Genomic DNA, 12,985 nt, shown 5'->3' on the forward strand with positions numbered 1-12,985 from the left:
GAAGGCGGGGAACGATGCGGGTCCTCTTCGTGTGCGGATGAGTGTGACGACGGGGGTGCTCGCGTCCGACGCGGCGCCCCGCAGGCTCCCGGGCGCCGCGCCCTGCGTCGAACGCGTCGCGGCTCGCGTGGCCGGTGCCGCAGATGCCGCCGGTGTCGCCGATGTCTCTGCGGCCTCCGGAGGCTTCGAAGCCTCCCCAGCCTCCGGCGCCTTCGAAGCCTTCGAAGCCGAACGAAACGCCATCCTGGAGGAGTTCTGGGCGGACGCCGCGCGCCGCGGCACCCCCCTGATCGAGGCCGTCGAGGGCGACCCGGACCACTGCGCCGCGACGTTCCTGTGGCGCGGCCACCGCGCCACCCGGCAGGTTCTGCTGCTCGCCGAGGGCATCGCGGACCGTGCCGACCTCGCCGCGTCCCTGCTGAGCCCGCTGCCCGGCACGGACATCTGGCACCTCACCTACCGGCTGCGCGCCGACCACCGCGGCTCGTACCGCATGGCCGCCGACATCTCGCCCGGCGAACCGCCCGCGGCCGCCGCGCCGCTCCAGCAACGCCTGCTCTCGCTGTCCGCGCACGCCGCGCCCGACCCGCTCAACCCCCACAAGATGCAGGGACGTTGGACGGACCGCGCCACCTCCGTCTTCGAGCTCCCGCGGGCGCCCGCGCGGGCGTGGACCGAGTGGACCGAGCCCCGTCCCGGAGTGCCCCGGGGAAGGGTCGAGAGGCACCGGCTGCCCGCGGGGGTGCTCGGCGCGGAGCGGGACGTGTGGGCCTACCTCCCGCCGGGCGGCCACGCTGCTGAACTGCCGGTGCTCGTGCTGTGCGACGGCGACATGTGGTTCGGGCGGCTCGCCTTCCAGGACACACTGGACGCCCTCATCGCCGACGGAGCCCTGCCGCCGCTCGCCGTCCTCGCCCCGGACGCCGTCGACCGGGACACGCGCCGCCGTGAGCTGGACGCGCACGAGCGCCATGTGGGTTTCCTCGCCGACGAACTTCTGCCGTGGGCGGCGGGCCGCTGGCCCCTCACCACCGACCCCGCGCGCACGCTCGTCTCCGGCCAGGGCCTGGCCGGAATGACCTCCCTGTACGCGGGATTCCTGCGGCCGGAGCGGTTCGGCAACGTCCTGTCCCAGTCCGCGCCCGTCGCACGCCTGGACATCGACGCGTCCCGGCCCGTCACCGTGCGCCTGGACGTCGGACTGCGCGAGGAAGAAATTCTTGATCACCATCGCGATCTGTACGAGAACCTGCGATCGCACGGCTGCCCGGTGACCCTGGGCGAGTACAACGGCGGTCATGACTGGGCCTGTTGGCGCGGCTGCCTGGCCGAAGGGCTTGTGGGACTCCTGGGACACTGACCCGCCGGCCCTGGCACACTGGTCGGCCCGCCCCGTGTCGCTGTTGGGCCGAACGGGTGAGGTCGCGTAAGAATGAGCCAGTGCAGATATCGAGTGCGAGCCAGGACGGGGTGGAGCGTTGAACAGCCACGACGTCACCGATGAACAGTGGGAAGGGCTCGCCCAGGTCGTACCACTGCGCAGCCGCAACGAATGGCCGTCCTGGCCCGGACACCGCGCGATGCCCGACGCGGAGACCGAGGCGCGGCGGCGTTTTGTGGTGATGCGGGTGAACATTTTCGCCGACGCCCGCGAGGTCGCGGAGACCGTGATGGCGCAGATCCCGGTCCTGCTCGACCTGACCGGGGCCGAGACGGAAGTCGCCAAGCGTGTCCTGGACTTCAGCAGCGGCGTGGTCCTCGGCCTCGGCTGCGGGATGCACCGCGTCGACAAGAACGTCTTCCTGCTCGCGCCTCCCGGCACCGAGGTGCAGGGGCTCGTCGAGGCGGCGCAGTCGTAGCGGAACCGTCGTAGCGGAACAGCTGGGGTGGAAACCGCGGCAGGGGTACGGGCCCGGCGCGTAGCCGCCCGCGGGCGGCGCCGGAGCGGCTCCGCCGGGAATCCCTCATTCGTAGGAAGGTCACTTGGGCGGAACGGTTCACCGGTTCCGCCGGCGCCTACCTTCCGGACATGTCTGAGCACCTTCCGGAGACGGTCGCCGAGCCGCCGTCGGGTCCGGACCGGAGCCGCGTCACCGAACTGCGGCTCTCGGCCTACGCCTCGCACCGGGGCGCCGTCTTCCCGCTCGGCCCGCTGACCCTCGTCGCGGGCCCGAGCGGGAGCGGCAAGTCCACCGCGCTCGCCGCGTACGAGGCGCTGGCGCGGCTCGGTGCGGGCGAGGAACTCGTCGACGTCTTCGCCGATCCCGTGGCCTGCGTGCCCGATCGCGCGCGGGGCGACGGCCAGCAGCGGCGCGGATTCCGGATCGGCTGCACGGTCGACGGCCCCGTCGGAGCGGTGCGGCTCGACGTCGCCGTACAGGCCGAGCCCGAACTGCGCGTCGTGGGCGAGCGGCTGACCCGGGGCGGGCTCACCCTCCTCGAGACGGCGCTGCGCGATCCTGGGCGGCGCGCGGTGCAGGCGGCCTGGCACACGGCGGGCGCGACGCCGGTGACCCGCGGCCCCCTGCCGGACGACCGGCTCGGCACGGCGCTGCTCCCGCTGCGGGTCGCGGGCAAGACCGAGGGACAGCGCCTGGTGCTCGCGGCGACCGAGCAGGTGGTGGTCGCGCTGCGCTCGGTGTTCCCGTGCGCGCCCCGGCCCGGCCTCATGCGGCTGCCCGTGCCTCCTGGACTGATCGGCGCGGGGCGCCTGTTGAGCGGCTGCGACAACCTCGCCGAGGTCCTTCTCCGTACGAAGCAGGAGTGCGGCAACCGTCATGCGCGGCTGGTGGCGGCGGTGCGGGAGGGGTGCGCGGGGCCGGTCGCCGACGTGTTCGCGGAGGTGGCCGACGACGGTTCGGTCCACGCGCTCATCGACCGGGGCGGCGGGATCAGGTCACCGGTCGGGCGGCTCGGGGACGGCGAGTTGAGGTACCTGGCGCTCGCCCTGGTGCTGCTCACCGGGCCCGGAGTGCTCGAGGTGGACCCGGTGGCCGAGGTGCCGTCGGCGTACCAGAACCTCACCGTGCTCGCCGACGGCCTCGACCACTTCCTGGACCGGCGGCAGAAGCGCGCACTGGCCGAACTGGCGGCGCGCACCTGCGAGCGCGGGCACATCCGTCTGGTCGGGACGGTCAGCGACGCGTCGTGGGCCGCCGAAGTGGGCGGGGCCGCGGTGGTAGACCTGGAGCCGTGACTGAACTTGATGTAGCGGGACTGCAGCAGCGGCTGGCCGACTTCGCGGCGAAGCGGGACTGGGAGCAGTACCACACGCCCAAGAACCTGGCCGCGGCGCTCAGCGTGGAGGCCTCCGAACTGGTCGAGATCTTCCAGTGGTTGACGCCCGACGAATCGGCACGGGTGATGGACGACCCGGACTCGGCGCACCGGGTGGCGGACGAGGTCGCCGACGTCCTCGCCTATCTGCTCCAGTTCTGCGAGGTGTTGGGCATCGACGCCCTCGCGGCGCTCGCCGCGAAGATCGACCGGAACGAGCGGCGCTTTCCGGCGACGTGAGGTCGGGGCCTGTTTCGGGGACGCTCCGAGGACATCCGGCCCGAAGATCCGTCACTCTCCGGAGTGGACGCGTTGTCCACAGTCGATAACTTGTCCACAGATTTCCGGGTTGCTCTGGCTTTTCGCTCCGCTGGCACTCACTGTGGGTAGTGGACAAGGGAGTTCGGGCGAACGTGCGGCGGCTGCGCGCGGGATGGGTGGGGGTGCGCATGGAGGCGATGCGGCTCATCGAAGCGAGCAGGCACGCTCTGGCGCGGAGCCAGGAACCGTCGGACATCCTGGCCGAGGTGTGGCAGTCCCAGGCCCTCGCGCGGGTGATCGGCAGCCGGCTCGCGATAGCGGGGCCACCGGAGCTGCGGGGCGAGGCGCTCGGCCTGAGCGAAGTCGGCGGCAGGGGCTGCGGGGTCCTCGACACCCTGGGGCTGGGGAAGGAGGACGTGCGGGCGGCGCGCCTGACGGACATCGGCCAGGCGTACGAGGTGTTGCGGGGCCTCGACGAACTGCTCGGCGAGGTGGGCATCGCGCTCGTCGGCGTGGCCATGGGCGCGGACGACGAGGGGGTGTACTGGCAGTGCATGGAGGGGATCGACGCCGCCGACGAGTCGAGGGACCGGGTGCTCGAGATGCTGCGCAGGCTCGCGGTGCGCGAACAGAGCCTGCCCGAGCCCGACTCGGCGGCGGGGTCGCCATGATCCGGCGCTGTGCCGGGAGCCGCGGACGGCTGAGTGACACAGGCGCCCGGGGAGTGCCGGTGCCGTCAGGAGCGGGCGGACTCGTCGCCCACGGGCGGACGAGGGGCGGGGGGCGCGGTGTCGCCGGCCGGCGTGGGCTGCTGCGGATCGCCGGTCGCCGTGGGCTGCTGAAGATCCGCGTCGAGCTGCGTCAGATCCGCGTTGAGCGCGGCCATCAGCTCCTCCATCTGCTGGAGCAGGCTGGGTGGTCCCTGCTCGGGCACGGACGTTTCGCGCTCGGCCTCCTGATCGGGTACGGCTTCGTGGGACATGACGGCCTCCTCGGCCCTCGCCCTCCCGGTGGTGGAGGGCAGCTGATGCAAGCGACGCACCAGCAGCGGCCGCCGGTGCGAGGGCCGGGCGGTCCGGCTCCGCCCGAGCCAACGATCACCGGCGGCGGCGGGTCACTGGGGCGGGGCCACACCGGATGCCGGGTTGACGGAATTTCACCCGGCCGGGGCCGCGCAGGACCGGCGCGGCCGGCGGAGTTGACGGGAGTGCGCTGGAGGTCGACTCCACCGGGGCCGGTCGCGTCGCGGTCAGGTCAGCTGCGGCATGACCTGCGAGGAGATCAGCTCCAGGTGGTCCAGATCGTCCAGGTCGAGGATCTGGAGATACATGCGCTGCGAGCCGACGGCCTGGTAGGCGGCGATCTTCTCGACGACCTCCGCGGGAGAACCGGCGAGCCCGTTCGCCTTCAGGTCCTCCACCTCGCGCCCGATCGCGTCGGCGCGGCGCTTCACCTCCGCGTCCGTCTTGCCGACGCAGGCCACCAGGGCGTTGGAGTAGGTGAGGTCATCGGCCTTGCGGCCGATCTCCTCCGCGGCGGCGCGCACGCGCTTGAACTGCTGCTCGGTATCGGGGAGAGAGGCAAAGGGAATGTTGAACTCGCCGGCGTAGCGGGCCGCGAGGGCGGGTGTCCGCTTGGCGCCGTGTCCGCCGATGAGGACGGGCACCTTGGGCTGCGCGGGCTTGGGAAGGGCGGGGGAATCGGAGAGCTGGTAGTAGGTGCCGTCGAAGGTGAAGGTCTTGCCGACCGGGGTCTCCCACAGGCCCGTGACAATGGCGAGTTGCTCCTCCAGGCGCCCGAACTTCTCCTTCGGGAAGGGGATTCCGTACGCGGAGTGCTCCGCCTCGTACCACCCCGAGCCGAGGCCGAGCTCGATGCGGCCGCCCGACATCTGGTCGACCTGCGCGACCTGGATCGCCAGGACGCCGGGCAGCCGGAAGGTGCCCGCGGTCATCAGGGTGCCGAGCCTGATCCGCTGGGTCTCACGGGCCAGTCCGGCGAGGGTGATCCAGGCGTCCGTGGGACCGGGCAGGCCGTCGGAGGAGCCCATCACGAGGTAGTGGTCGGAGCGGAAGAAGGCGCTGTAGCCGAGGTCCTCGGTGGCCTTGGCGACGCGCAGGAGCGTCTCGTAGGTCGCACCCTGCTGCGGTTCGGTGAAGATTCGAAGGTCCATGCAGCTATCTTGCCCGGCTGCCGGAGCCAGGTTCAGTCCCGCACGAGCCGTGTTGCCACCGCCCGCCCGAGGGGCGCGCTGGGCCGGTCCGGCTCCCGGGGGCGGAGGTTAGGCTTCGGCACTGGCTGTCCGGGCGAGGGGTCCGGAGATGGTGTTGAGGTTGAGGTCGAGATGGTCGCTGGCAGGGTTGTCCGGTTCGACGGCGCGCGGGGATATGGGTTCATCGCCCCGGAGCACGGCGGGGAAGACGTGTTCCTGCACGCCAACGATCTGCTGATTCCGGAGCCTTTGGTGTACACGGGGGCGCAGGTCGAGTTCGAGATCGAGGAGGGCGAGCGCGGGCCCAAGGCGTCGTCCGTCCGCCTCCCCAAGGGGGCGCAGGCAGTGACGGGGGCGCCGTTCGCGGTCCGCGCCCAGGTGCCTCCGTCGATTCAGGCGGCCGCCGCGGCCGGTTTCGACGACGGTGAGGAGCCCACCTGCGATGTGCTCAGCGTCGCGGAGTACTCGTTCGAGCTGACCGAGCTGTTGCTGAGCACGGCTCCGTGGATGACCGGCGAGCAGATCAAGCAGCTGCGCGAACAACTGGTGCAGCACGGCAAGAGCCACGGCTGGGTCGAGGGCTGAGGGCCGGGGGAGGAGGGCCGAGGGGGTGCCAGAGGGGATCGAAGGGGGAGCGAAAAACCCTGAGGGTGTCGGTGATGTTCGCTGTACGGTCTAGAGGCGCGCTGGAGCCGCAACCGTAAGTTTCCGCAGTTCAGATTGCGTTTCGAGGCAAATCCGTGTTCCTGACGATCAGTACCTCCGGTACCCCTGAGAGCCCCGCGACCGACCTCGGGTTCCTGCTGCACAAGCATCCCGAGAAGGCGCAGGCGTTCTCCACCTCGTACGGCACCGCGCACGTCCTCTACCCCGAGGCGTCCGTGGAGCGTTGCACGGCCGCGCTGCTGCTCGAGGTGGATCCCGTGGCACTGGTGAAGCGGGGCAAGGGCAAGGGGCGGGGCGGTGCGCCCGACGCGGCGCTCGCGCAGTATGTGAACGACCGGCCCTACGCCGCTTCGTCGCTGCTCGCCGTGGCGCTGAGCGCGGTGTTCTCCAGCGCGATGCGCGGGGTGTGCACCGCACGGCCCGAGCGGGCGGGGCAGCCGCTGCCGCTGCGCATCGAGATACCCGCGCTGCCCGCGCGCGGCGGGGCCGACCTGGTGCACAAGCTGTTCGAGCCGCTGGGCTGGACGGCCACGGTGACGCGGATTCCGCTGGACGAGCAGTTCGCGGAGTGGGGCGAATCTCGGTACGTCCATCTCGTACTCGACGTGCCGGACGGGAAGTTGACCCTGGGCGAGGCGCTTCGGCACCTCTATGTCCTGCTCCCCGTGCTCGACGACGCCAAGCACTACTGGGTCTCGCCGGACGAGGTCGACAAGCTGCTGCGCGCCGGTGAGGGCTGGCTCGCGGGACACCCGGAGCACAAGCTCATCACCAGCCGCTATCTGGCGCGGCGCTGGTCGCTCACCCAGGAGGCCATGCAGCGGCTCGAACTGGTGCGGCTCGCGGACGCGGACGACACGGACGTCGACGACATCGACAACGCGGTCGACGAGGAGAGCGACACGGAGGACACGCCGACCCCGCTCGCCGTGCTGCGCCGCGAGGCGATCCTCGCGGCGCTGACCGGTGCCGGTGCCGGGCGCGTGCTCGACCTCGGGTGCGGTCAGGGCCAGTTGGTGCAGGCGCTGCTCAAGGACACGCGGTTCACCGAGATCGCCGGTGTCGACGTGTCGATGCGGGCGCTGACCGTCGCGTCGCGGCGGCTGAAACTGGACCGCATGGGCGCGCGGCAGGCCGAGCGCGTCAAGCTCTTCCAGGGCTCGCTCGCGTACACGGACAAGCGGCTCAAGGGGTACGACGCCGCCGTGCTCAGCGAGGTCATCGAGCACCTCGACGTGGAGCGGCTGCCCGCCCTGGAGTACGCGGTGTTCGGCTCCGCACGGCCGCGCACCGTGCTCGTGACGACACCGAACGTCGAGTACAACGTCCGCTGGGAGACGCTCCCCGCCGGGCATGTCCGGCACGGCGACCACCGGTTCGAGTGGACGCGCGAGGAGTTCCGCGGCTGGGCCGGCCAGGTGGGTGAACGGCACGGGTACGACGTGGAGTTCGTGCCGATCGGGGTCGACGACCCCGAGGTGGGGCCGCCGACGCAGATGGCCGTGTTCACGCGGTCCGACCAGACCGACCAGACCGGCAAGGCCGGCGAGACTGACCAGACCAGCAAGAACGACGAGAACGCCAAGGAGGTGCAGGCGGCATGACGAAGGAATCCAGCTCCAGCGCCGAAGCCACCCAGCCGGGGCGCGTGCTGCCCGTCACCGACCTCTCCCTCGTCGTCCTCGTCGGCGCCACCGGCTCCGGCAAGTCCACCTTCGGCCGCAGGCACTTCAAGCCCACCGAGGTGCTCTCCAGCGACTTCTGCCGCGGCCTCGTCGCCGACGACGAGAACGACCAGGGCGCGAGCGGTGACGCCTTCGACGTCCTGCACTACATCGCGGGCAAGCGGCTCGCCGCGGGCCGCCGCACCGTCGTCGACGCGACCAACGTGCAGAGCGAGAGCCGCAAGCAGCTGATCGACCTGGCCAGACAGCACGACGTGCTGCCCATCGCCATCGTCCTGGACGTGCCCGAGGAGGTCTGCGCCGCTCGCAACGCCCAGCGCGCCGACCGCGCGGGCATGCCCCGCCGCGTCATCCAGCGCCACCAGCGCGAACTGCGCCGTTCCCTCAAGCACTTGGAGCGCGAGGGGTTCAGGAAGGTCCACGTCCTCAAGGGCGTGGCGGAGATCGACGGCGCCACCATCGTCACCGAGAAGCGCTACAACGACCTCTCGCACCTCACGGGCCCCTTCGACATCATCGGCGACATCCACGGCTGCGCCGCCGAGCTGGACACCCTGCTCGGCAAGCTCGGTTACGTCGACGGCACGCACCCCGAAGGGCGTACGGCCGTGTTCGTGGGCGACCTCGTCGACCGCGGCCCGGACTCCCCGGGCGTGCTGCGCCGTGTGATGTCGATGGTCGCCGACGGCACCGCCCTGTGCGTACCGGGCAATCACGAGAACAAGCTCGGTCGCCACCTCAAGGGCCGAAAGGTCCAGCACACCCACGGACTCGCCGAGACCGTCGAGCAGTTGGCGGCGGAGAGCGAGGAATTCCGCGCCAGCGTCCGGGAGTTCGTGGACGGGCTCGTCTCGCACTATGTCCTCGACGGCGGCAGGCTCGTCGTCTGTCACGCGGGTCTGCCCGAGAAGTACCACGGTCGTACGTCGGGCCGGGTGCGCTCGCACGCGCTCTACGGCGACACGACCGGCGAGACCGACGAGTTCGGCCTGCCCGTGCGCTATCCGTGGGCGGAGGACTACCGCGGCAGCGCCGCCGTGGTCTACGGCCACACTCCCGTGCCCACCGCGAGCTGGCTGAACAACACCATCTGCCTGGACACCGGCGCCGTCTTCGGCGGCAGGCTCACCGCGCTGCGCTGGCCGGAGCGCGAGCTGGTCGACGTACCGGCGGAGCGGGTCTGGTACGAACCGGCCAAGCCGTTGCGCACGGAGGCGCCCGGCGGTCACGACGGACGGCCGCTCGACCTGAACGACGTGCACGGCCGCCGCGCCGTGGAGACCGGGCACGCCGGCCGCGTCGCCGTGCGCGAGGAGAACGCGGCGGCGGCCCTCGAGGTCATGAGCCGCTTCGCCGTCGACCCCCGGCTCCTTCCCTACCTCCCGCCGACGATGGCGCCCACCGCGACATCGCAGCGCGAGGGCTACTTGGAGCACCCGGCCGAGGCCTTCGCGTCGTACGCCCAGGACGGGGTCGCCCGGGTCGTGTGCGAGGAGAAGCACATGGGCTCGCGCGCCGTGGCCCTGGTGTGCCGTGACGCGGACGTGGCCCGGGAGCGCTTCGGCGTGGACGGGCCCACCGGCTCGCTCTGCACCCGCACCGGGCGCCCCTTCTTCGACGATTTTGAGGTCACCGAGGAGATACTCGGCCGCGTGCGCACCGCCGTCACCGAGGCGGGCCTGTGGCAGGAGCTCGACACGGACTGGCTGCTGCTCGACGCGGAGTTGATGCCCTGGTCGCTCAAGGCCTCCGGCCTGCTCCGCACGCAGTACGCGGCCGTGGGCGCCGCATCCGGAGCCGTCTTCCCCGCCGCGATCGCCGCCCTGGAAGCGGCGACGGCACGCGGCGTGGACACCGGGGCGCTGCTGGCCAAGCAGCGCGAACGGGCCGTGGACGCCGCCGCCTTCACGGACGCCTACCGCCGCTACTGCTGGCCGACCGAGGGCCTGGAGGGCGTGCGTCTGGCGCCGTTCCAGATCCTGGCCGTCCAGGGCCGCAGCCTCGCCGCGCTCCCGCACGACGAACAGCTCGCCCTGATCGACCGCATGGTGGAGCACGACGGCACCGGCCTGCTCCAGACCACCCGACGGCTGTACGTGGACACGGGCGACGAGGCGTCGGTCCAGTCGGGCATCGACTGGTGGACGGAGATGACCGGCCGCGGCGGCGAGGGCATGGTCGTCAAGCCGGTCGAGGCGCTGGTCAGGGACGGAAAGGGCCGGATCGTGCAGCCCGGCATCAAGTGCCGTGGCCGCGAATATCTCCGGATCATCTACGGCCCGGAGTACACCCGCCCCGACCACCTCGACAAGCTGCGCGGCCGCTTCCTCGGCCACAAGCGCTCGCTCGCGATCCGTGAGTACGCGCTGGGGCTCGAAGCCCTCGACCGCCTCGCGGCGGGCGAGCCGCTGTGGCGGGTCCACGAAGCGGTGTTCGCGGTCCTGGCCCTGGAGTCGGAGCCGGTGGACCCGCGGCTCTAGCCGCGAACCCACCGCTCCAGCCGCGAACCCGCGGCTTTGGCCAACAGCGGGCGTCGGCCGTCCGGCAGGGGAAAGATGGACTCCATGGGATTCCATGTCGACTCCGAGGCCGGGCGGCTGCGCCGCGTGATCCTGCACCGCCCTGATCTGGAGCTCAAGCGGCTCACGCCGACCAACAAGGACGCGTTGCTCTTCGACGATGTCCTGTGGGTCCGCAGGGCCCGCCAGGAACACGACGGATTCGCCGACGTGCTGCGCGATCGGGGGGTGGCCGTCCACCTCTTCGGCGACCTGCTGACCGAGGCGATGGACGTGCCCGGCGCGCGCCTCCTGGTCCTGGACCGGGTCTTCGACGAGAAGGAGTACGGGCCGCTGGCGACGGACCATCTGCGGGCCGCGTTCGAGACGTTGCCGTCGGCCGAGCTCGCCGACGCGCTGATCGGCGGGATGACGAAGCGGGAGTTCCTGGAGCGCCACCCCGAGCCGACGTCGGTGCGCTTCCACTGCATGGACCTGGACGACTTCCTGCTCGGCCCGCTGCCCAACCACCTCTTCACGCGCGACACCTCCGCCTGGATATACGACGGCGTCTCGATCAACGCGATGCGCTGGCCCGCGCGGCAGCGCGAGACCGTGCACTTCGAGGCGATCTACCAGCACCACCCGCTCTTCCGGGCCGAGGAATTCCACATGTGGTCCCAGGGGCAGTCGGACTACCCCTCCACCATCGAGGGCGGCGACGTCCTGGTGATCGGCAAGGGGGCGGTCCTCATCGGCATGAGCGAGCGCACCACGCCGCAGGCCGTCGAGATGCTCGCGCACAAGCTGTTCGCCGCGGGCTCCGCGCAGACGATCGTGGCCCTGGACATGCCGAAGAGACGCGCGTTCATGCATCTGGACACCGTGATGACGATGGTCGACGCCGACACCTTCACGCAGTACGCGGGCCTGGGCATGCTGCCGTCGTACACCATCGAGCCGGGCGTCGACGGGCGGGAGCTGAAGGTCACCGACCATCCGCCCGAGCACATGCACCGGGCCATCGCGGCGGCCCTCGGCCTGAGCGGCATCCGGGTCCTCACGGCCACCCAGGACGTGCACGCGGCCGAGCGGGAGCAGTGGGACGACGGCTGCAACGTCCTGGCGGTGGAGCCGGGCGTCGTCGTGGCGTACGAGCGGAACTCGACGACGAACACGCATCTGCGCAAGGAGGGCATCGAGGTGATCGAGATCCTGGGGAGCGAGCTGGGGCGCGGCCGGGGCGGTCCGCGCTGCATGAGCTGTCCGGTGGAGCGCGATCCGATCACTGAATAGACGCGTTGAGATCACTGAATAGAAATGTGGAGCATCGTATAGACTTCCAGAATCCCGTGTCCCCGTACTCGCCTCTGGAGCGCCATCATGGCCATCGACCTCACCGGCCGCCACTTCCTCAAGGAGCTGGACTTCACCGCCGAGGAGTTCCGCGGCCTGATCGATCTCGCCGCCGAGCTGAAGGCGGCCAAGAAGGCGGGGACCGAGACGCAGCGGCTGCGCGGCAAGAACATCGCGCTGATCTTCGAGAAGACCTCGACCCGTACGCGCTGTGCCTTCGAGGTCGCCGCCGCCGACCAGGGCGCCTCCACCACGTATCTCGACCCCTCGGGCTCGCAGATAGGGCACAAGGAGTCGGTCAAGGACACCGCGCGCGTGCTCGGCCGGATGTTCGACGGCATCGAGTACCGCGGGGACAGTCAGCCCGGGATCGAGGAGCTCGCCGCCTACGCGGGCGTGCCCGTCTACAACGGCCTGACCGACGACTGGCACCCCACCCAGATGCTCGCCGACGTGCTCACGATGACCGAGCACAGCACGAAGCCCCTCACGGAGATCGCCTTCGCGTATCTCGGTGACGCGCGCTTCAACATGGGCAACTCGTACCTGATCACCGCGGCGCTGCTCGGCATGGACGTACGCATCGTCGCGCCGAAGGCCTACTGGCCCGCCGACGCGATCGTGGCGCGGGCCCGCGAGCTCGCCGGGACCAGCGGTGCGCGGATCACGCTCAGCGAGGACGTCGCCGAGGGTGTCGCGGGCGCCGACTTCGTCGTGACCGACGTCTGGGTCTCCATGGGCGAGCCCAAGGAGGTCTGGGACGAGCGCATCGCGGCGCTCGCGCCGTACGCCGTGACGATGGACGTCCTGCGCGCGACGGGCAACGCCGACGTGAAGTTCCTGCACTGCCTGCCGGCCTTCCACGACCTGGGCACGAAGGTCGGGCGCGAGATCCACGCGCGGCACGGTCTAAGCTCTCTGGAGGTCACCGACGAGGTCTTCGAGTCGGCGCACTCCGTCGTCTTCGACGAGGCCGAGAACCGCCTGCACACGATCAAGGCGATCCTCGTCGCCACGCTCGCCTGAACGCG

General features: G+C 71.1%; 12 protein-coding genes. 10 read left to right on the forward strand and 2 right to left on the reverse strand.

The window, feature by feature from the left end; translation table 11 throughout:
- Positions 1 to 37 precede the first annotated feature (37 nt).
- From fes to ACZ6ZP_RS07090, 5 genes are all read left to right on the forward strand, one after another.
- Entirely contained in the window at positions 38 to 1,360 is a 1,323-nt protein-coding gene (gene fes, locus ACZ6ZP_RS07070; RefSeq protein ID WP_469405871.1) for an enterochelin esterase, read from the forward strand.
- 118 nt (positions 1,361 to 1,478) lie between these two features.
- Positions 1,479 to 1,859: a cell division protein SepF gene (locus tag ACZ6ZP_RS07075; protein ID WP_249587197.1), complete on the forward strand. Its 381-nt coding sequence runs from the start codon at positions 1,479 to 1,481 to the stop codon at positions 1,857 to 1,859.
- Between the two features lie 170 nt (positions 1,860 to 2,029).
- The gene (locus tag ACZ6ZP_RS07080) at positions 2,030 to 3,196 is read left to right on the forward strand and encodes an AAA family ATPase (protein ID WP_351158152.1); all 1,167 of its coding nucleotides are present in this window, start codon (positions 2,030 to 2,032) and stop codon (positions 3,194 to 3,196) included.
- A complete protein-coding gene (locus ACZ6ZP_RS07085; RefSeq protein WP_351158155.1) occupies positions 3,193 to 3,516 on the forward strand; it encodes a nucleotide pyrophosphohydrolase in 324 nt (107 codons plus the stop codon). Before ACZ6ZP_RS07080 ends, ACZ6ZP_RS07085 begins: the two co-directional genes overlap by 4 nt.
- Before the next feature lie 209 nt (positions 3,517 to 3,725).
- The gene (locus tag ACZ6ZP_RS07090; protein ID WP_469406546.1) at positions 3,726 to 4,208 is read left to right on the forward strand and encodes a DUF6099 family protein; all 483 of its coding nucleotides are present in this window, start codon (positions 3,726 to 3,728) and stop codon (positions 4,206 to 4,208) included.
- Between the two features lie 65 nt (positions 4,209 to 4,273).
- Here the strand turns inward: ACZ6ZP_RS07090 and ACZ6ZP_RS07095 are convergent, their stop codons facing one another.
- Entirely contained in the window at positions 4,274 to 4,519 is a 246-nt protein-coding gene (locus tag ACZ6ZP_RS07095) for a hypothetical protein (RefSeq protein WP_351158157.1), read from the reverse strand.
- Between the two features lie 267 nt (positions 4,520 to 4,786).
- The gene (locus tag ACZ6ZP_RS07100; protein WP_351158160.1) at positions 4,787 to 5,710 is read right to left on the reverse strand and encodes an LLM class F420-dependent oxidoreductase; all 924 of its coding nucleotides are present in this window, start codon (positions 5,708 to 5,710) and stop codon (positions 4,787 to 4,789) included.
- Positions 5,711 to 5,881: 171 nt separating this feature from the next.
- Between ACZ6ZP_RS07100 and ACZ6ZP_RS07105 the strand changes: the two genes are divergently transcribed.
- From ACZ6ZP_RS07105 to argF, 5 genes are all read left to right on the forward strand, one after another.
- Positions 5,882 to 6,334 (forward strand): cold-shock protein, encoded by a 453-nt coding sequence (locus ACZ6ZP_RS07105; RefSeq protein WP_351158162.1) that lies wholly within the window; start codon positions 5,882 to 5,884, stop codon positions 6,332 to 6,334.
- A gap of 155 nt (positions 6,335 to 6,489) precedes the next feature.
- Positions 6,490 to 8,019, forward strand: coding sequence for a 3' terminal RNA ribose 2'-O-methyltransferase Hen1 (locus ACZ6ZP_RS07110; protein ID WP_469405874.1), 1,530 nt, complete (start codon positions 6,490 to 6,492; stop codon positions 8,017 to 8,019).
- The gene (locus ACZ6ZP_RS07115; RefSeq protein WP_469405876.1) at positions 8,016 to 10,580 is read left to right on the forward strand and encodes a polynucleotide kinase-phosphatase; all 2,565 of its coding nucleotides are present in this window, start codon (positions 8,016 to 8,018) and stop codon (positions 10,578 to 10,580) included. Before ACZ6ZP_RS07110 ends, ACZ6ZP_RS07115 begins: the two co-directional genes overlap by 4 nt.
- An 84-nt stretch (positions 10,581 to 10,664) precedes the next feature.
- A complete protein-coding gene (locus tag ACZ6ZP_RS07120; RefSeq protein WP_351158171.1) occupies positions 10,665 to 11,894 on the forward strand; it encodes an arginine deiminase in 1,230 nt (409 codons plus the stop codon).
- A gap of 87 nt (positions 11,895 to 11,981) precedes the next feature.
- A complete protein-coding gene (argF, locus tag ACZ6ZP_RS07125; RefSeq protein WP_469405878.1) occupies positions 11,982 to 12,980 on the forward strand; it encodes an ornithine carbamoyltransferase in 999 nt (332 codons plus the stop codon).
- The last annotated feature ends 5 nt before the right edge of the window (positions 12,981 to 12,985 follow it).

The organism is Streptomyces sp. NPDC054047 (assembly GCF_055585065.1).